This window comes from Thalassobacillus devorans (assembly GCF_011761345.1).
Classification (GTDB): domain Bacteria; phylum Bacillota; class Bacilli; order Bacillales; family Halobacillaceae; genus Thalassobacillus; species Thalassobacillus devorans.
Map to the genome: position 1 here is coordinate 59,767 of NZ_JAASRY010000005.1, position 19,443 is coordinate 79,209.

Consider the following 19,443-nt stretch of genomic DNA (forward strand, 5'->3'; position numbering starts at 1 on the left):
ATGAAAAAAAGAATTGATTTTGATAACGATCTAGAATCAATTAGAACTTCTGTCAATTCACTCTCCGACAATGTAAGCTCGACATCAACTGAGATGAATGAGCATGAAAAAGAGTTAGATGATTTATTTAGAGAGCTTAATGAACTAATAGGCGCAAATATTAAAACTGTAGAAAAACAAGAAATCAATGTAATAGAAGAGAATAAGATATTTTTAGAATTAACTAATCAATCGCTTGATTCCAAATTAACTAAAGAAATTCAAAGTAATAAATATTCTTTAAATAAATTAGATCGGAAAGTAGTAATAATAACATCACTCGTTAGTGTGATAGTAGAAATTTTAATTGTTCGTATACCCCGGGATATAAATTACATAAGTGAATACAAGCAAGCAGGAAGTGCGATAACTGAAAAATTAAAAAGCATAGGCAGCAACGAAGATTTGAAATTTTCTAAGGTGATGGCTTTTTTAGAAAAAAGAATGAAAGTTCCCTATGATTGCAGTATAAATAATGTTCAAAAAGGTGTAGATGTTGAAGGACTGACACCAAGAACTCATAGAATGATGAATCCGGCACATGATCCTCTGGTAGGTATGATATTTGCTATAGTTGACACTGTTAATGGTCAAACATCACTCATTGATTCTAAAGGTAAAATTAACACCATAAAAACGTTTGATGTACCTCTTGCAGAAAAAATGTTATCTCCACTTATATGGTTGGGTCACCTACTATCAGATATTTCCTCTAAAATGGGGTTGCCTGCTCCAGGATGGGGATTTACTCAACTTCTACAATTCGGAGAATTAGGAGATAAAAATAGAAATATAGCAGAGATTGCTAGGTTTATGTATTTAAAAGGGTATGATTTGAGGCATTTTGCAACGATGTCATTAGTACCAGGAATTATTGAATTAACTATTCGTGGGTACTACTACTTAAGTAAAATTAGACCAGAAAAATTGACATTAAAGATTGATGAACCACTTTTTGAAAAGGAAATGGAGAAGGTAGAAAATGCAGTATTACTAAATAAAATGCTATTATTTTCTCATTCTATAGTTTCAACTGGAAACGCAATAAAACTAATAATATATAGGAGAAATCCTCTAGCTATTAATTATCCTCAGTGGTTGGCTCTATTAAAAGAATCATCTAAGTCAGCAAAAAGATTATGCATAGATAGTTATGGAGAAAAAATTATACGGAATAGAATAACAATTGATGAAAGGTGGAGTGATTTAGGGTTTTGAATTAATTCGAAAAAATAAGTTGATTTTTGGAGTTGTTGGTACCGGCAATACGTTTTTTGAATTTTAGGGTAATCCCCAGAGGAGGAGATTCAGTTTTTCTCCTTGCTTACGGTATTGTTATTTTTAGACTAGACAAAAAATCAAGTATATTGAGTTTTAGATCATTATATAGGCGTTAAGGTTTTAACGATTTTATTTTAGGAAAAGTCTAATCCAAAAAAACCTTCAAATAAAATTTAAAATTTGAAGGTTTTTTGGATACAGTCAATCTATGTTAAACATATTGTTTTCTCTCATCTATTTCAAAAGAAAAACGACTCTTAATAGTATTATTGATAGCCTTTGTCGAATCAACAAAGCTAAGGTTTTCCTTAATGAACTGAAAGTCATAATCATTTAATAGCTCAACAAAAGCACTATTGATAAAAGAAGAATTTAAAGCTTTAATATCTTGGAAAGAAACAGAAACTTTGTTGGAATTCTCTAATTCATTTTTTAGTATTTGATAAATAACAACCCCGTCATCATTCGAATAAACTTGATCAACATAATCCTTAATGTGAAGTTTTACTAATCGTCCCATGAAAATCCCTCCTCTTCGATATCAAAGATATCTTCCGCATTTGTTTTGAAAGCTAATTCAATGAGTGTCCCTGGATAATGACCAAAAGCATCATTAGTTTTATATTGAATACTATTATTTCCATTTTGACAAGATAAAATACCATTAAGTGAGTGTATGTAAACGCTTCCTTTTCCGTTTAAAACAACATTAGAAATTAGGTTGTCTAAACCAAATCCCCTATTGTAAGGCTGAGTTTGAGTTGAAAATCCTCTTTCTACAGCTTTTCGAATTGCTTCTTTTTCCGTAAGTTCGGGATGTTTTTCTTGTACATTATACGGGATTCCGACACCGAAATCAGATATAGAGATCAACACCTCATGATTGCCAGGGATAAATTGAGCAAAAACGCAACCCGTAGTATTATCAGCATGATCTTTAATATTATTCAGAATTTCTTCCATACATACCTGTATAGTGGCTAAACGATTAGGAGGTACACCCAATTGTCTGGATAGCCAAGGAGTGAATTTATAAGAAAGCCATCCCGTTGGATCTTTAGCATTAACATGCTGTAAAGGGAGTGTGGTAACTCGTACCTGTGAGTATTCATTTAACTTTTCCCCTAAATGTTGTTCAAAAAACATCGAATCATCGAGAAATTTATTAGGGCTATCTTCCCAACGACTGACTTCTCCTGGAAGAATGTCTACTGTAACACCTCTGTTTTCTAGCCAGTGTATGAGGTTGCTTAAAATAGTCACACCGCAAGGTTCAATAAATTTAGATAAAGTACTGAAATTTAGCACAAGTTCATCCGAAACCGGATTACGGTCTCTAGTAATAACTTTTTGAAGTAAAGTGTACATTGAGTCTCTATTTAATCTTCTAGGTAAATCTATTTTCATACCTTACCTTTAGCCCCCTCTAACCTACTAATAATTATATATTATACCATTTTTTTGAACTTTTGAGGATCATATTGTTTATTTGATAGAACAATTGTAGGCTTACAAGGATACTTTCTCTCATCTGTAATGTTGGTAATAAATGGAGTAAGGGTAGTATAATTATTATAGATAGAAACGTGAAGAAAGGTGGAGTTTAAGATAGCAGTGCATAGTATTAATATTGAATACAATATTAACGGTATAGGGGTGGTAACACCCGTGATATACCCGTTTGTTAATAGATTGTATAGTAATAGTAAACTACAAATTGAACCTAGATTAAAAGACATTAATCAACTAGGAGCAATAAAATATATTCATAATGGAGCACACTACACAAGGTACGAGTACGTGTTGTTGCAATTTATGTTGATCAATTTTATGAAAAATAACAGTGAGTGGGGGCTAGGGTCAAAGTTCAATTTCTCATTTTTAGAAAACCCAGTATTATCTTATGAAAATAAGATAACAGGGGGTGAAATCTTAGAATTAATAGTTTTGTTTGGAAACATTGGTCATTTTAGAGAGACGTTTTCAAGTAATAAAGTGTGGTTTCATTACCTGTTTACAAACAAACATGATTTAAGAAATTCTTTAAAAAAAGGATTGAAAAGTAACGGGAAGACTTTATTAGATGAAATGTTAAATAGTGCTAATTCCTATAAGATCCAATGGATTAATACATTGTTTATTTTATCTAGATCTGAGAAGTTAAATGATTATAGACTAATATGTGAGAGGGTTTTCGATAAAATATTATCCAATAAAAGCGATAAATGGTTGGATCTATATTATAAGATCAGAAAAGTATCATACGTAGTTTTAGATAGTCATTATTCTCACATTCCTATTTCCATTAGTCTACAGAATGTGTTATTCAACGAAAATCTTTTCGTTGATGAATTAAGTAAATATAGCTCTGGATTAATGGGGGCTTTTGATAGAGTAAATGATTTATTAGAAGACACCCTTTATCTAGAAAACAACACTTTGTTAATGGGTACATATAGAAGTATAGATATATATACTAAAGTGCAGAAATTTTTAGAAAATAACCAAAATACTAGAGCAATTTCTAAAGTCAATATGTTAATTAACGATGAAAATACATCTCCTTTTTATAAGGATTTCAAAATTTCGGATGGTGAAATACCATGGGATAAAGAAAAGAATTTGAGCATTACTTTTTTTGTAAAGCATAGAGACCATTTCCCGAGAGATGTATTCCAGAAAGAGATAGATATAGGGCGGAAATTAGGAAGAGAATGTTATATAGCATTTAATTTCTCCCCTAGTTTTTCAAAGTATAGAACAGTATATTCGATGAATAAAGGTTTAGATCATAATAAGAAGATTATAGTGTGTTTGAAAATAATACGTGTAGCATTGGAAGATTATATGTTGTACCGTAAGTATTCTTATGACGATGTGAGTAATGGTAGACTTGAAGAAGTGGCGATAAAAAAAATAATTACATATTTCTTTAGGAATTTACTTGCAGATGATTACTTTTGTGAATTTGAGTACCCTAAGAATACATCACCTTTTATCGTTGAGAATGGATGTAAAAAAACAATAAAGAAGGTTGACGATTATATTGATTATTATGAATTACACCATCCAAATGATAAAGATGCTATACATGAATTAAAGGCTGTTAGGGCAAGTTTAGAATCAATAACTTATAAAGGACTAATAATTGTTTACTTGGGTTCCCTTAGGTTTATCAACAATGACAAAAAATCAGTTTGTGAATTAGATGGTTTAATCTTCACACCCAAGCATAAGGATGAAAATATTCGAGTAATTGAAGCAAAGAATTTAAGGAAAAAACAAAAAAGGTACGTAGTGGCTGCTAAACAATTAGAAAAGCAATTTATACCTTTGTTACCAAATTTTTTGACAAATAAAATTGTAACAGAAGAGATTGAAGGTTTTGGAGCGCAAACAAAAATCGGAAAATAGAAAATCACTTTCATTTTTGGAAACTTCCTATTAAATGACATACGTTATGACATACTTTTAGATATATACACTTATTCCCTATTCTTATTTAAATTGAGTACACACCATTTAACATAGCTTTATATCAATCTCACAGGCTTTATTTTTCTTTATTTATCTAGGTGAAACTATGGGCGGCATGATGTGATAGCCCCCAAACCCCTTTCATTATAGGGTTTGAACACAATTTGACTGGTTTTTAAAATCGTCTACTAAAATTAAAAGCCTCTCAAGAGTTTATCAACTTTTGAGAGGCTTTTCTTTTATCCTTATATAGGAGATGCATGTGGCAAAGGGATGATTTTGAGTCTTCAAGTATAGGGTAGTTTAGTTCAAAATCAATATTAAACAAATGTATAATATAATTAATTGCATTTTAGGAGATGTTACAATTTGGATTTCTTAGGTTTTATTACACTAATAATAGCGGGATTCACTGCTTGTGCTGAGTTTACTTCCTACGCTTTAGTACACCCTATAATCCGTCAATTACCTCAAAGGCAACACATACGTTTTGAACAAGGTTCACTGAAAACCTATGGACTTATTATGCCAATATTTATGCCTCTAAGTGTTATTCTAACTTTGTCTTTCGCATTATTTACTAATGAACTTGGGAGTATCGAGCTGACAAGTCGTTTTTCCTCTGCTGGAATGTTCATTTTAGCAACAATAATAACTATTAGATATAACGTTCCTATTAACAAGGCAATCAAACAGTGGGATGCAGACAATCCACCCGCTGATTGGAAGAAGATAAGAAAACGGTGGATGTTTTTTCAATCTATTCGTTCTTGGTTGCTTCTTATTGGCTTCGTGTTACTTTGTTTCTCAGTTACAATTTAATTCATCTATATACTAAGGATTAGACTTTTTATACATTACTTTATTACACAAACGGGTGCGTCAGTTAAATTTAAATAAACTCTTCAGGTAAAGTAGGGCGATTATTCAATAACGTAATCGCCCTTTATTTATACAAGAATTGGGAAGGGCAGGGGCTGTTAACCCAGATTGAGATAAAAAGAGTTTAGAGTTAAACGCTAACACTATTATATTAAATTAGTTTTGAGTTTTAGTGATAATTGTGAAGGTTACACCGAACATGTCTCATTACATATCCTTGAGCAGGAGTGAATGGATAATGGGTCTTGGAAACTTACAAAGACACGTAGAAGAATCTGATTGGTAAACACGAGACCGGTCCTGTTTTCCCTCCAGAACAAACCCACAACCAGAATAGCACGCTAAATAAGAGAAACAATAGTTTTGTCATAACAAGTGCGACAAAATTAGTTTTCATTGTCATTGAATGCGCCTACATAACTCCTCTATGATGAAATTAAGAAGTTATTATTATTATTTATATTGAAAGGAAGAGTTTAATGGCTCAATCAAATATTAAAGTTGCAGTACAGAAGTTCGGTAACTTCCTCAGTTCCATGGTTTTACCGAATATTGGTGCTTTTATTGCATGGGGATTAATCACTGCGTTATTTATTCCTACTGGTTTCATTCCAAATGAAAACCTTGCCCAACTAGTTGGCCCAATGGTTACCTATCTACTGCCACTGTTAATCGGTTATACAGGAGGAAAATTGGTTCATGATCAGAGGGGTGGCGTAGTAGGTGCGATTGCAACGATGGGTGTTATCGTTGGAGCACCCGATACGCCGATGTTTATGGGTGCCATGGTAATGGGGCCGCTCGGGGCATTCGTCATAAAGAAATTCGACCAGGCGATCGATGGAAAAATAAGATCTGGCTTTGAGATGCTTGTTAACAACTTCTCTGCAGGTATCATCGGTGGGATTCTCGCTATTCTTGCATACTTAGGTATAGGGCCGGCTGTTGAAGGTTTTACAAAGGTGCTTGTTATAGGAGTAGACTGGTTAGTTGGAGCTGGATTACTACCTCTAACCAGTATTCTGATCGAGCCTGCTAAAATTCTATTCCTAAATAACGCGATCAACCATGGTGTCCTATCACCAATCGGACTGGATCAAGCACAAGAGACTGGGAAGTCGCTCCTTTTCCTTTTAGAGGCAAATCCAGGGCCTGGTCTTGGTGTGTTGTTGGCTTTCATGCTGTTTGGAAGAGGAACTGCCAAGCAGTCAGCTCCAGGAGCTGCGCTCATTCACTTTCTTGGTGGAATTCACGAGATATACTTCCCGTACGTGTTAATGAGACCTATGCTGATTCTATCTGTAGTTCTTGGCGGAATGAGCGGCGTCTTCACGCTTGTGCTTTTAGGCGGAGGGCTTGCAGCGCCAGCATCCCCGGGCAGTATCTTAGCGATTTCAGCTGTTACCCCTCCAGAAGGTATGGTTTATGTGGCAAACTACGCAGCAGTTATCGTAGCTGCGGCCGTTTCCTTCATCATTTCTGCTGTCGTGCTCAAAACGGGCAAGCAAACGGATGAAGATATTAACGAAGCGACGAAGAAGATGGAACAAATGAAAGGTAAGAAAAGCTCTGTTGCCGGGAATGTAACTGGTGAAGCAGCGGTTAATAGCGGTGAGTTCCCTCATGAAGTCAACAAGGTTATTTTTGCCTGTGATGCTGGTATGGGATCAAGTGCCATGGGAGCTTCCCTGCTTAAGAAGAAAGTAAAAGAAGCTGATCTCGATGTAGCGGTTACAAATACAGCAATCAGCAGTATCCCGGCTGATACGGACATCGTAATCACTCAGGAAGAATTAACACCTCGTGCGAAGAGCAAGATGCCAAATGCTTATCATATTTCAGTGGATAATTTCTTATCAAGCCCTGAGTACGATAAGTTGATTGCAAGCTTGCAAAATAAGATTACAGAAGAGCAAGCGGAACTTGTGGAAGAGTCTGAAACCGACGCTATAGATGTAGAACCTGACATGCAAGAAGATGATGATTTACTGCTGGAAGAAAACATCTTTATCGGCAAGGAATTCTCTACAAAAGAAGAGGCTATCCGTTTTGCGGGAGAGGCGTTAGTCAAAGCTGGTTACGTCAAAGACAGCTATGTGGATGCGATGGTTGAACGTGAAGAGATTACATCTACTTATATGGGCAATAACGTGGCAATCCCTCATGGTACAGAAGAAGCGAAAAAGGCCGTACTCAAATCCGGGTTTACGGTTATCCAGGTGCCGAATGGGGTGAATTTTAACGGAGAACAAGCGAAAATGATCTTCGGAATCGCCGGAAAAGATGGCACACACTTAGAAATTCTTTCAGGCATTGCAGTAATTTGTTCCGAACAGGAAAATGTTAACCAGATGGTTCAGGCCAAAACTGCAAAAGAAATAAAGGATATCATCAATAGCAAATAAGCAACTTAAATAAGAAAGGCGGGTTTATTCCTGCCTTTCTGTTCTGCTTTTCATGCTTTTTTTCTCTTGAAAGAGGGACATTTTAATAATTGAAATGAGTGAGAAGAATGTTTATTACGTCGAGGGAAAAGTCCATTATTGATTTGATCGTTCGAACATCGGGTAAGCATACCGTCCACTCTCTAGCTTCATTCTTAAAAGTTAGCGTGAGAACTATTCAAAGAGACCTGAAATCAATCGAAAAGATCTTACAGCAATTTAATTTGGAGTTGAACCGTAATGCGAACGATGGTCTTTTTATCGATGGTAAAAATGAAAATATTTTCAGGCTCATACAGGAACTGACCGGTGTTAATCCGACTGATGAAACACCGGAAGAAAGAAAGCTGAGATTACTTATTACATTGTTGCACGAAGGTCCTTCTATTAAACAACAGGTGCTCGCCAACGAGCTTGGGGTAAGCGGGACGACATTATCTGCCTATTTGGATGATCTGGCGGAATGGTTAAATAAATTCTCGATCATCCTTACAAGAAAAAGGGGAGTAGGAGTCGAACTGATCGCAGAGGAAGCTAATAAACGGCATGCACTTACCAGCTACTTCTTAGTCTATTTCTATGAAGAGTTAATCGAAAACTTGTACTTGCTGGAACAAGGGGAAGAGCTGAAGGGGAAAATACTCGGATATTTTTCACCTCAAAACTTAATAGTGATAGACAGGCTGGTTAATCAAACAATCAATAAAGGGCAAACAAGATTATCAGACAGCGATTACATCGGGCTTATCCTGCATATTTGCCTTACGCTCCAGCGAACCCAAAATGGTTTTATGCTGAAGGAATATAAATCAGAAAATGAAGCTACTAGTGAATTTCAATTAATGAAAAACATATGCGAAGAACTGAAAGAAAAACTTTCAATTCCGATTACAAATAGCGATGTTCATTTCTTAACAATTATCTTAAAAGGCTCAAAATTTCATGATGCGGAGGTTGCCTATTATGACAGCGTACAGCTTGGAAAGTTAATTAAAAATATCATCCACGGTGTTTCTTCCATGCTGAATGTTGATTTGTCCAATGACTTCTCTTTGTTTCAAGGATTGCTGGCACACATGGAGCCTTCGATTTTTCGATTAAAACAACAACTGGAGTTATTTAACCCTTTGACAGAAGAAATAAAAAGAAAGTATCCGTTCTTATTCATGGCGGTTAAGAAAAGCATGGAAAAAGAATTTAAAGATATCGACTTTCCAGACGATGAAATTGCCTTTATCGTCCTTCATTTTGGTTCAGCCCTGCTGATGCATGAAGAGAAAGTAAGAATCAACGCCGTCGTCGTATGCCCGACAGGAATCGGTGCTTCTAAGATGCTGGCAAGCCGTATTCAAAAAGAACTGTCAGAGATAACGAACGTTGATATTCTATCGATAAAAGATTTCGAATCAGCAAACCTGGATAAATATGATCTCGTAATTTCCACTGTCCGACTTCCTTTTACGGATGTTGAATACATTCTCGTCAGTCCGTTGTTAAGTGAGAAAGATATCGGGTTTATCCAGAATTACCTGCAAAATAATCTGGAAAAGCTGACAAGAAAAAATCAGTATTTGAACTCGAAGGAAAAGCAGGATACCCTGCCTGTAACCAGTCAGCAGGATGTAAAGGATCTCTTGCAGGAAATAAAAGACGTTCATACCAGTATGGATTCCATCCTTCAGAATCTGAAAGTTTATCAAACGCAAACTGTCAGAGATCATTGGAAGGTCCTTAAAGAGATGATTGAACAGGCAGAACAGGAGGGACTTCTCACAAATTCCCCTAATGTCATGCAACAGTTGGAGGAACGAGAGAAGAAAGGCGGTCTTGGGATACCGAATACAAACATGGGTCTTTTCCATTGCCGTGATGACAATGTCCGGGAGCTCATCTTTCGTGTATCTCATTTAGATCATTCATGTAAGATAATGGGGATGGATGGCCAGGAAATGCAAATGAAGAATCTCCTCTTAATGCTGGCGCCTGAGAACATGAGCAAGCGGGAGCAGGAGATCCTTAGCATCATCAGTACAAGCTTGATCGAAAGTGACGTCGCAATGATGATATTCTCCTCATCCAATGAGGCAATAATCCGAAAAAAATTGGAAGATTTATTTTTAGACTATCTGAAAAATAATTTGATAAAGGAATGATGATAGTGAAGCAAACCGTACATTTTGGAGCAGGAAACATTGGCAGAGGATTTATTGGAGCGCTATTTTCTAAGTCAGGTTATCACGTAACATTTGTGGATATCGCAGACCAGATCATAAATAAATTAAATCAAGAGAAAAGCTATCAGGTTAAATTAGCGACCGAACAGAGAGAGACCGTTACGATTGAAAATGTCTCTGGGTTAAATAACATGAGTCAGGAAAGAGAAGTTATGGAAGCGATAAAAAAAGCAACCTACCTGACCACAGCGATTGGCCCTGACATATTGCCAAGGATTGCACCATTGATTGCCCGTGGGATTGCTGAGCGCGTGGCTGATACTGATGAAAAGCTCTATATCATTGCGTGTGAAAACCAAATTGGAGCGACAGAGATTTTAAAAAGTCATATATTCGGTAATTTTGATGAAGAAACGAAGGGAAAAATTGAAGGAAGAGTATACTTCTTTAATTCAGCTGTTGACCGCATCGTCCCCATTCAGGACCAGGATTCCCTGGATGTACTTGTAGAACCTTATTATGAATGGGTCGTGGAAACAAAAGAAGATATCCCGACGGTAGAAGGAATGAAAATTGTAGAGGACCTTGATCCTTTTATCGAAAGAAAATTATTTACGGTTAACACGGGGCACGCGGTCATTGCTTATCTTGGTTATATTGAAGGTAAAGAAACGATCGATCAGACGCTTTCGGATGAGGAAGTTGCCAATCAAGTCAGGAAGACACTTAAGGAAACTGGCTCCTATTTAATTAAAGAATATGGTCTGGATGAAAAAGAACATCTAAACTATATCAACAAGAATATTGAACGCTTCAAAAATCCATTTCTTAATGATGGTGTTACAAGAGTAGGTCGTGCGCCAATGAGAAAACTGGGTCCTGAAGACAGATTGATTCGCCCAGCAACGCAGGCCCAAAAAGCAGGATTATCTTATACGAATCTGGCTAAAGCAATCGCAGCAGCGTTATTGTTCGATCATCCAGAGGACGAAGAAGCAATGAAAATCCAGCAAATGATTAAAGAGCACGGACCTGGATATGTTCTGAACACAGTAAGTAATCTGGATGAAAATAGTGAGATCACAAAAGAAGTCGTCCGGCAGTACGAAGAACTAAAAAAATAATTACCATCTTATTAAAAAACACGTTCATCTATTGAGTAATTAAGACTATTCCCTTTTATAAGGAAATAGTCTCTTTTTTGTTTATAGTAATGCTTTAGCTTGATAGCATGCCCAGGTCAGGAACCGTAATCCGGGCTTACGCTTTTGTTTATTAAAATTCGTGTTACACAAATTTTAAAAGAAAGGTTGGCAAGGGGGAGTGAGTTGTGTAAAATAAAACACGTACATTATAAGTTATATATTTATTAACGTTCGTATTTTTAGGTGGGAGGAGTAATGACATGAGTTTAAAACAAAGTATAAGTAGTTTAATTGGGATTGTGATCTTAGTTTTCATGCTTACGGGTTGTGGGGATCAGTCAGAGGCTACAGGAGCAGCTGATAAAGGGGAAGAAAATGTAGTAGGGATCATAGGTCCAATGGAAGTGGAAATCGACATTCTTCATTCTCATATGGAAGTGGAAGAGACAACTGAAAAAGGGGAATTAACCTTTTATGAAGGAAATCTAGAAGGCCAGCCTATTGTACTTGTTAAGTCTGGAATAGGGAAAGTGAATGCAGCTTCCGCAGCTCAAATGCTCATCAGCGATTTTGATGCGGATGTATTGATTAACTCCGGAGTTGCAGGCGGTATTCATCCTGATCTGGGTCTTGGAGACATCGTTATTTCTACAAAGACCGTGCATCATGACATGGACGAAACGGCTAAAGATTATAAACCAGGACAAATCCCATACATGGACACAAGGTATTTTGAAGCGGACCAAGAACTGATTAAGCTGGCTAAGCAAGGTACGAAAGGTCTTCCTGATTACGTTGATGTATTCAAGGGACCGATTGCAACAGGAGACCAATTCATTGCAAGCAAAGAAAAAACGAACTGGATTTATGAAACGTTTGATGCGTATGTAGTTGAGATGGAAGGAGCGGCTGTTGGCCAAGTAGCCTACTTAAATGAAATCCCGTACGTAGTCATCCGCTCAGCTTCTGATGATGCAGGGGAAGAAGCTGCTGGTATTCAAGAAAACTTTGTAGAAGAAGCAGCGAAGAATTCCAGTCATGTGATTGAGGAAATGTTAAAAAGTATGTAGGAATAGGAAAGAGTATACTGATTACCGGCAGTGGATATATTGTTCACTGTTATTGGAAGATGGCGAGCGATTGCTCGTCATCTTTTTTGAAACTGAGTCTTCCAGTATAGGGCAGTTTTCTTTGGAATATTAATTTAGAGATATTAGAGTGAAGCCATGTTAAATTGACCTTGAATAATGGGACAGCCCTTACGTTACATCTCGCAATCTCAATCGGTTCCATACATAGGTAACCTATAGTCAAACTTCCTTAAATCTTCGTGATTCTACCCAATTCCATATTTACCGTATTTCAGAAAGATTATAGTACTAGGTGTACGCCTTAAACACCATCTCTTGCTTTTTTGCCCATGCAGCAAATTAATTTATTTCATACGATAACTATAAGAAAAGGAGTTGAAAAACATGGCACATAGAAGAATGATAAACAGTAGCTGCTGTCCTCCCTTACCAAAAAGCTTGAGGTCTGACTGCGACTGTCCACCTGGTCCTATGGGGCCTCAGGGACCCCAAGGTGAAACTGGGGATATTGGCCCTCAGGGTCCTCAAGGTGAACCAGGGCCCCAAGGCGAGCAGGGACCTCAAGGGTTACCCGGTTCCATTGCTATCATTCCGTATGCATCCGGTACTACTCCCGCTGAATTAACTACTCTTGGAGATGGACTGATCGGGACTTCAAGTCTTGTAGGGTTTGGAGATTCTGTTAGCGGGGTGGAAGCTATAGAGGGGCAAATAAATCTAGAAAACGTTGGAGGGTTGCCTAACTTCGCGTTTTCGGTCCCTCGTGATGGTGAAATTACATCCATTGCTGCATTTTTTAGTACTACAGCAGGATTAAACCTCATCGGATCAACAGCAACGGTCACAGCAGAATTATATATTGCCCCTCAAAATAGCAATATTTTTAGTCCTACAGGGGCCTCTGTAACATTATCTCCGTCCTTCTCAGGTATCATCAATATTAATGATACTAGTAGCGGAATAAATGATACGTTGTCCTTCCCGGTAACTGCAGGAGAACGCCTATTAATGGTTTTCTCTGTTGAAATTACGGATGGAATTCCACTTGCAGTTACTCTCACAGGTGCAGCGAGTGCAGGCGTTTCAATTAGTTGATTAAGGGTTTGCTGGATTAGGTAGGTACTTCCTTTAATTTGACTGGATATAGTGGATTAATATTGATATGCTACTTAACGTCGCTCTAATTCTAAAAGGTTTAAGCACCGATCGTATGGGGTGTTTTGGGCTTTATATTTAAGTATTGCATTTATTCAGTGAATGGGCTGCATGATATAAAGATTTCCTTACAAAGCCCTTTTATGTGGAAACTACCAAACTAAAGAGACTGCTTCCTTTTATTGGGAGGTAGTCTCTTTTTTGTTTTTAATACTATTTTAGCATGATAGTGGTCCGAGGATAAGTTATCCATCTAATGTTAAATCCTTAGAAATTATTCTTAATCATTTACTACACAAAAACAAAAAAGCCTACATATATAGACTGTTGTGACATTGTGGTTTTTCAATTTATTGTATTTTCTAAATTATTTTAATTTTTTAACATTTGTTCCGTATAGAGAAATCTCAACCTTATCTTATCAAATGCATGCCAATATAATAGGTTTACTGTTAGGAAGGAGTGAGGTGATACCTATTATTAAAAGAGGATAATTATTGTTTTTTCAACACAATAGCACTTGAAAAGTTTTAAAAATCTTTTAATGGAAAGAGGAGATGTGTATGGCAAAAGTAAATCCAGATCAAATTATTGGTGACAGTAAATTTAACCGCTTACATTTAAGTCTATTCTTATGGAGTTTTTTTATAATTTTATTCGATGGATATGATTTAGCTGTTTATGGGACAGCTTTACCACTCATAATGGAAGATTGGGGGTTAAATGCTGTTGAAGCAGGATCAATAGCAAGTTATGGTCTCTTCGGAATGGTGTTTGGAGCCATTATCTTTGGTATACTGGCGGATCGTATCGGAAGAAAGAAAGTTATTATTATCAATGTACTTCTATTTAGCTTGTTCACTCTACTATGTGGTTTGGCAAGCTCAGCAGTGACTTTCTCTATTTATCGTTTTATCGCAGGGTTAGGTCTCGGAGGCATTATGCCGAATATTGCCGCTTTAGTTTCGGATTATGCTCCTAAAAAAATGAAAATTAAGTTAGTATCTTATACATTAGTTAGCTTTGCCATTGGTGGAGCACTTGCCCCGACTGTTGGAGTTCTGTTAATTGAGGGATTTGGATGGCGGTCTGTTTTTATGGTTGCGGGCCTGCCGCTATTAGCCATTCCTTTTATGATGAAGCAACTACCGGAATCTTCTAAATATCTTATCCGTACTGGTAAAAAAGAAGAACTATTTTCCACTCTTGCCAAAGTAAGTCCTGGCTCAACATTCAAGATTACTGATGAAATTGAGGAAGTAAAAGCAACTCAAACGAAGGTTCCTGTTGCAGGATTGTTTAAAGAGCATCGTGCTTTCAGTACTATCGGATTCTGGATAGCATTCTTCTGTGCTCTTTTAATGGTATATGGATTAAATACTTGGTTACCCAAGCTAATGATCGAAACTGGTTATGGATTAAATTCAAGTCTGGGTTTCCTGATTGCGCTTCAAGGCGGAGCTATCATCGGGATTCTCGCTCTTAGTAGTCTTTGTGAAGAATATGGTTCTAAAAAGGTTATTATGGCATCTTATATTTCCGGAGCTATTGCTTTAGCTTTACTAGGATTTGGCGGGAGTACATTCTATATCTTCATATTAGTAGCAATTGCAGGTGCTGCTACAACAGGTGCTCAAGTTTTGATTCAAGCTTATGTTACATCGTTCTACCCTTCAGAAATGAAATCAACAGGTTTAGGGGTGGCTTCAGGAATTGGTCGATTCGGCGGTATGACTGGACCGATTTTAGGGGGATTCTTGTTGACCTTAGCTTTACCTAACTTCATGAATTTCCTCGTATTCTCCATTGTTAGTATTGTCGCTGCAATCGGGTTATTATTAATCGCTGATAAATATTCAGCTTCTAATATAAAGGCACGAGCAACTACTCAAAATACTAGTCTATCCAGTAAAGGTGAAATACGTGAAAAAGGAATCGGCTGATTCCGCTCAGATGGGTACGAGCCTTCTTGAACATCTTCTTCGAGATTAACACTTATTTGGCATTATTAGAAAGGAGATTATATGGAAGAGAATCGTTTTCCGACAAATCTAAAAGAGCTACCTCAGAATTTGAATATTAATGCCATTAGTTCGGGTTTAGTCGCAGCCATTTTTGGATGCACTGGGCCTGCATTAATTATCATCGGAGCGGCAACGAATGGTGGATTAACGTATACACAAGCGATCAGCTGGATTTTTGCTGTTTATTTTTTTAGTGGATTACTCGGTATCTTTATCGCATTAAAGTACCGCCAACCTATTTCCGTAGCCCATACAATTGCTGGAGCTGTATTAATGGCAGGGTCCTTAACTCACTTTTCTATCCATGAAGCGGTTGGGGCATATATCATTGCAAATATTCTTGTTATCCTTCTTGGTTCTACCGGCTTAATTGAAAAAGTCTTGAAATGGATTCCACTTCCGATTGTTATGGGTATGATTGTTGGTGTGATGATCCAATTTGCGATAGACATGATTACATCGATAACTCTCGCACCATTACTCGCAGGCTCAGCGATCCTCGCGTTTTTACTTTCATCACGATACCTTAAAAAGGTTCCACCTGTGTTGTCGGCGTTAATCGTTTCGGTAGTTGTGGCGACCTTTACAAATGCTTTTGAATATCCAGCCGCTCAGAGTATGTTTGTTCTTCCAGAACTCGTGATGCCCGCATTTAGTTGGGAGGCGATTGTGTCGATTAGTATTCCACTTACACTCTTGATTATCTGTGCAGAAAATGCTCAAGCGACAGGGATACTAATGGCTCAAGGTTACAAACCGCCAACGACAGGCATGGCGGTATATGGATCTTCCGTTGGACTATTCGCTTCACTGTTTGGAGGGCATGCCATCAGCATTGCTGGACCAATGACGGCCATCTGTTCTGCAGACGAAGTCGGTATAAAAGATAGCCGCTATGCAGCATCGGTCATGAACGGCGTGTTCTTCGCAAGCTTTGGCCTATTTGCAGCGGTCGTTGTTCCATTTGTCACTGCCATGCCGAGTGTCATCGTTACGGTCATTGCCGGCTTAGCTATGCTAAGGGTTCTCATCAACTCACTCAAAACAGCGTTCTCCGATACTAAGTTTCAAATGGGTGCATTCTTTGCCTTAATCATCGGAATGTCAGGAGTGAAGTTCTTCAATATCGGTGCACCATTATGGGCCATTATCGGAAGTCTGTTTGTCTCCTTACTCGTTGAAAAAAATCACTTCGCATTTAACAAAAAGAAAGAGGTCAAAGTGAGAAAAGAAAGAATAGAAACAAGTGCTTAATCTAATCATCCAAAACCAGGTTTATTGGAAACCTGGTTTTTTAGTATAAAATTTAGTGCCTGACACCCAGGGCGGTAACGCTTTTGTGAAATGGGTGTCAGGCTACAATTTTTCAGTAGTAATCAAATCCCCGAAAATTACACTAAAAGTACGGCAAATAAAAGTTATTATAATGCTAATGGGATTTTCTCATGTATAGTTAAAGTATAATGCAGGAAGAATGAACGCAGCCCAAACTTAACCAAGGGGGAAATAGAATGCGAAGGATAATCTTATCGACCGAAAGCGGAGCCGACTTACCGGGTGATTTAGCTGAAAAGTACGAGGTTCAAGTAGTTCCCATGCACATTATTATGGATGGAAAGGATTATTTAGACGGTTCTTTGCCAGTCCAGGATATTTATGACTATTACAGACGGACGAAGAAGATACCCTCTACTACCTCCACCAACGTTCATGAGTATCAAGAGTTTTTTGCAACTATAAGAGAGAATTTCCCAGATTCCATCATTATTCATATTGGTTATACATCAAAAGCGTCTTCTTCTTTTCAAAATGCCGTCATTGCTGCGGAAGAATTTGAAGACATTGTTCTGATTGATGCTCTGAACGTTACTGGCGGGTTAGCTGCAATTGTATTGTATGCCGCTGAGTTATTAGAGAAAGAACCAGGCATGGAACCGGAACACTTCGTTGAAAAAATAAAGGCAATCGTTCCTAAATCAAGGCTGGCTTTCATCCCAGGTAACCTGGAGTTTCTTAAAGCGGGAGGACGGGTAAGTAATATGGCTTCTCTGATAGGAGCTCTGTTGAAAATAAAGCCATGCATAGAGCTGAAAGATGGGAAGCTTATGTCTACAAGGAAATACCGCGGGAAAATGAGTAGTGCTACTGAAAAACTCTTGAGTGATTACTTAAATGAATATAACATAGATCGACAGCAGCTTTATTTTATCTACTCCATCGGACTCGATGAAAGGATCAAGCAGCGGATGGATGAGGTTGCCAAAGAAAACGGATTCCAAAATATAAGATGGATCCAAGCTGGAGGTATGATTTCTACTCATTCTGGATCCGGAGGTTTTGGGGTAGCAGGATTAGAGCAATAGTACGGGTTAGAAATCAATGAATAGGGACGTAGAGAGCGGACTCGTTTTCTCTGGAGCAAAAGTCCACGAAATTAAGCAAATCCTTCCTGTTAAACAAATCATAGATAAAATTATAGCAGAATATGTTAAAGCAATAACGTGGTGGGGGAGCAGGTATCTTAAATTCTTTCCTGACAAAAAAAGAGAGAAAAGCACAATTGTACTTTTCTCTCCTGGGATAAGATTTATTACGAAATAGAAAAACTTTTTTCTTCCTTAACTCCACCATATTCCTCTTTAAATTCATCAAGCAGGGCACGTACTTCATCGGTGGATTTTGTATTCATCAGCTGATTTCTTAACTCACTTGCTCCCCGGAATCCGCGGACATATATCTTGAAGAAACGGAGGAGCGGTTTGAAGAGACGCGGCTCGAGTTCTTCGGAATATTTATCATGAAGATCAAGCTGCAGGCGAAGGAGGTCGAGCAGTTCTTCGCTTGTGTGCTCTTTTTTCTCTTTTTCAAAAGCGAATGGGTTATGGAAGATACCGCGGCCGATCATTACGCCGTCCACGCCGTATTTTTCCACGAGTTCAAGCCCTTTCTGACGATCAGGAATATCCCCGTTAATCGTAAGAAGCGTATCAGGTGCCACTTCATCGCGAAGTTTCTTGATCTCGGGAATCAGCTCCCAGTGTGCCGGGACTTTACTCATTTCTTTTTTCGTACGGAGATGAATGGAAAGATTGACGATATCCTGTTCCAGCAGGTGCTTCAACCAGTCATGCCATTCATCCACTTCCGTATAACCGAGACGGGTCTTCACACTGACAGGAAGTCCTCCCGCTTTGGCAGCCTGGATAAGTTCCGCTGCGACATCGGGACGGCGGATTAGGCCACAGCCTTTCCCTTTCGTTGCGACATTGGGGGCGGGGCAGCCCATGTTGATATCGATGCCTCGATAGCCCATCTCTGCCATGCCGATACTCATTTGACGAAAGTATTCGGGCTTGTCACCCCAGATATGGGCGACAATCGGCTGCTCATCTTCCGTGAACGTCAGACGTCCCCGCAGGCTGTCTTTTCCTTTTGGATGGCAGTAGCTTTCCGTATTCGTAAATTCTGTAAAAAACACGTCAGGTCTTGCTGCTTCACTCACGACATGACGAAAAACGACATCCGTCACTGCTTCCATTGGCGCCAGAACAAAAAACGGTCGCGGCAACTCATGCCAAAAGTTATCTTTCATACTATATCTAAACCTTTCCTTAAGGAACGCAGTCGTTCCAAAATTAAAAAGTGAAAATGTTTTTGCTTTCTTATCTATATCCACTTAGGCTGGATTTCAACCAATATATACTTTAATGGTATCAAACGAAAAGTGCAAG

The 19,443-nt window shown here is 37.9% G+C and carries 14 protein-coding genes and 1 pseudogene; 12 read left to right on the forward strand and 3 right to left on the reverse strand.

The window, feature by feature from the left end; genetic code table 11:
* Nucleotides 1-1,257, forward strand: coding sequence for a hypothetical protein (locus FHS45_RS15555; protein ID WP_062440393.1), 1,257 nt, complete (start codon nucleotides 1-3; stop codon nucleotides 1,255-1,257).
* Between the two features lie 274 nt (nucleotides 1,258-1,531).
* On the opposite strand, the gene FHS45_RS15560 is transcribed toward FHS45_RS15555, so the two are convergent.
* Together FHS45_RS15560 and FHS45_RS15565 are read right to left on the reverse strand one after the other, a co-directional pair.
* Nucleotides 1,532-1,840, reverse strand: coding sequence for an STAS-like domain-containing protein (locus FHS45_RS15560; protein WP_062440390.1), 309 nt, complete (start codon nucleotides 1,838-1,840; stop codon nucleotides 1,532-1,534).
* Complete coding sequence (locus tag FHS45_RS15565) at nucleotides 1,828-2,727, reverse strand: ATP-binding protein (protein WP_062440387.1); 900 nt, start codon at nucleotides 2,725-2,727, stop codon at nucleotides 1,828-1,830. Before FHS45_RS15565 ends, FHS45_RS15560 begins: the two co-directional genes overlap by 13 nt.
* A 285-nt stretch (nucleotides 2,728-3,012) precedes the next feature.
* On the opposite strand from FHS45_RS15565, the gene FHS45_RS15570 reads away from it, so the two are divergent.
* The 11 genes and pseudogenes from FHS45_RS15570 to FHS45_RS20535 all read left to right on the forward strand — a co-directional run.
* Nucleotides 3,013-4,734, forward strand: a complete 1,722-nt coding sequence (locus FHS45_RS15570; RefSeq protein WP_166761429.1) for a hypothetical protein — start codon at nucleotides 3,013-3,015, stop codon at nucleotides 4,732-4,734.
* Between the two features lie 432 nt (nucleotides 4,735-5,166).
* Nucleotides 5,167-5,619, forward strand: coding sequence for an anthrone oxygenase family protein (locus FHS45_RS15575; RefSeq protein WP_062440382.1), 453 nt, complete (start codon nucleotides 5,167-5,169; stop codon nucleotides 5,617-5,619).
* A gap of 539 nt (nucleotides 5,620-6,158) precedes the next feature.
* Nucleotides 6,159-8,084, forward strand: coding sequence for a PTS mannitol transporter subunit IICBA (locus tag FHS45_RS15580; RefSeq protein ID WP_062440379.1), 1,926 nt, complete (start codon nucleotides 6,159-6,161; stop codon nucleotides 8,082-8,084).
* A gap of 107 nt (nucleotides 8,085-8,191) precedes the next feature.
* Nucleotides 8,192-10,276 (forward strand): BglG family transcription antiterminator, encoded by a 2,085-nt coding sequence (locus tag FHS45_RS15585; protein WP_062440377.1) that lies wholly within the window; start codon nucleotides 8,192-8,194, stop codon nucleotides 10,274-10,276.
* Nucleotides 10,277-10,281: 5 nt separating this feature from the next.
* Nucleotides 10,282-11,421 carry a mannitol-1-phosphate 5-dehydrogenase gene (locus FHS45_RS15590; RefSeq protein WP_062440373.1) on the forward strand — a complete coding sequence of 380 codons (1,140 nt, stop codon included), beginning with the start codon at nucleotides 10,282-10,284 and terminating at the stop codon, nucleotides 11,419-11,421.
* A 281-nt stretch (nucleotides 11,422-11,702) separates the two neighbouring features.
* Nucleotides 11,703-12,512, forward strand: a complete 810-nt coding sequence (locus FHS45_RS15595) for a 5'-methylthioadenosine/adenosylhomocysteine nucleosidase (protein WP_082411916.1) — start codon at nucleotides 11,703-11,705, stop codon at nucleotides 12,510-12,512.
* Between the two features lie 492 nt (nucleotides 12,513-13,004).
* The gene (locus tag FHS45_RS20240) at nucleotides 13,005-13,628 is read left to right on the forward strand and encodes an exosporium glycoprotein BclB-related protein (protein ID WP_268233636.1); all 624 of its coding nucleotides are present in this window, start codon (nucleotides 13,005-13,007) and stop codon (nucleotides 13,626-13,628) included.
* 623 nt (nucleotides 13,629-14,251) lie between these two features.
* Complete coding sequence (locus FHS45_RS15605; protein WP_062440367.1) at nucleotides 14,252-15,631, forward strand: MFS transporter; 1,380 nt, start codon at nucleotides 14,252-14,254, stop codon at nucleotides 15,629-15,631.
* Nucleotides 15,632-15,712: 81 nt separating this feature from the next.
* Nucleotides 15,713-16,966, forward strand: coding sequence for a benzoate/H(+) symporter BenE family transporter (locus FHS45_RS15610; RefSeq protein WP_062440364.1), 1,254 nt, complete (start codon nucleotides 15,713-15,715; stop codon nucleotides 16,964-16,966).
* A gap of 257 nt (nucleotides 16,967-17,223) precedes the next feature.
* Entirely contained in the window at nucleotides 17,224-18,075 is an 852-nt protein-coding gene (locus FHS45_RS15615) for a DegV family protein (RefSeq protein WP_062440360.1), read from the forward strand.
* A 13-nt stretch (nucleotides 18,076-18,088) separates the two neighbouring features.
* Nucleotides 18,089-18,211, forward strand: a pseudogene (locus FHS45_RS20535) (nitronate monooxygenase); the annotation flags it as partial.
* Nucleotides 18,212-18,302: 91 nt separating this feature from the next.
* On the opposite strand, the gene FHS45_RS15620 reads toward FHS45_RS20535, so the two are convergent.
* On the reverse strand, nucleotides 18,303-19,304 hold the full coding sequence (locus tag FHS45_RS15620) for a tRNA dihydrouridine synthase (RefSeq protein ID WP_062440355.1): 1,002 nt from the start codon (nucleotides 19,302-19,304) through the stop codon (nucleotides 18,303-18,305).
* Nucleotides 19,305-19,443 lie beyond the last annotated feature (139 nt).

Coding starts and splice junctions, on each gene's coding strand:
- FHS45_RS15555 (WP_062440393.1), top strand. CDS start 1: ATGAAAAAAAGAATTGATTTTGATAACGATCTAGAATCAATTAGAACT.
- FHS45_RS15560 (WP_062440390.1), bottom strand. CDS start 1,840: ATGGGACGATTAGTAAAACTTCACATTAAGGATTATGTTGATCAAGTT.
- FHS45_RS15565 (WP_062440387.1), bottom strand. CDS start 2,727: ATGAAAATAGATTTACCTAGAAGATTAAATAGAGACTCAATGTACACT.
- FHS45_RS15580 (WP_062440379.1), top strand. CDS start 6,159: ATGGCTCAATCAAATATTAAAGTTGCAGTACAGAAGTTCGGTAACTTC.
- FHS45_RS15585 (WP_062440377.1), top strand. CDS start 8,192: ATGTTTATTACGTCGAGGGAAAAGTCCATTATTGATTTGATCGTTCGA.
- FHS45_RS15595 (WP_082411916.1), top strand. CDS start 11,703: ATGAGTTTAAAACAAAGTATAAGTAGTTTAATTGGGATTGTGATCTTA.
- FHS45_RS20240 (WP_268233636.1), top strand. CDS start 13,005: ATGGGGCCTCAGGGACCCCAAGGTGAAACTGGGGATATTGGCCCTCAG.
- FHS45_RS15605 (WP_062440367.1), top strand. CDS start 14,252: ATGGCAAAAGTAAATCCAGATCAAATTATTGGTGACAGTAAATTTAAC.
- FHS45_RS15610 (WP_062440364.1), top strand. CDS start 15,713: ATGGAAGAGAATCGTTTTCCGACAAATCTAAAAGAGCTACCTCAGAAT.
- FHS45_RS15615 (WP_062440360.1), top strand. CDS start 17,224: ATGCGAAGGATAATCTTATCGACCGAAAGCGGAGCCGACTTACCGGGT.
- FHS45_RS15620 (WP_062440355.1), bottom strand. CDS start 19,304: ATGAAAGATAACTTTTGGCATGAGTTGCCGCGACCGTTTTTTGTTCTG.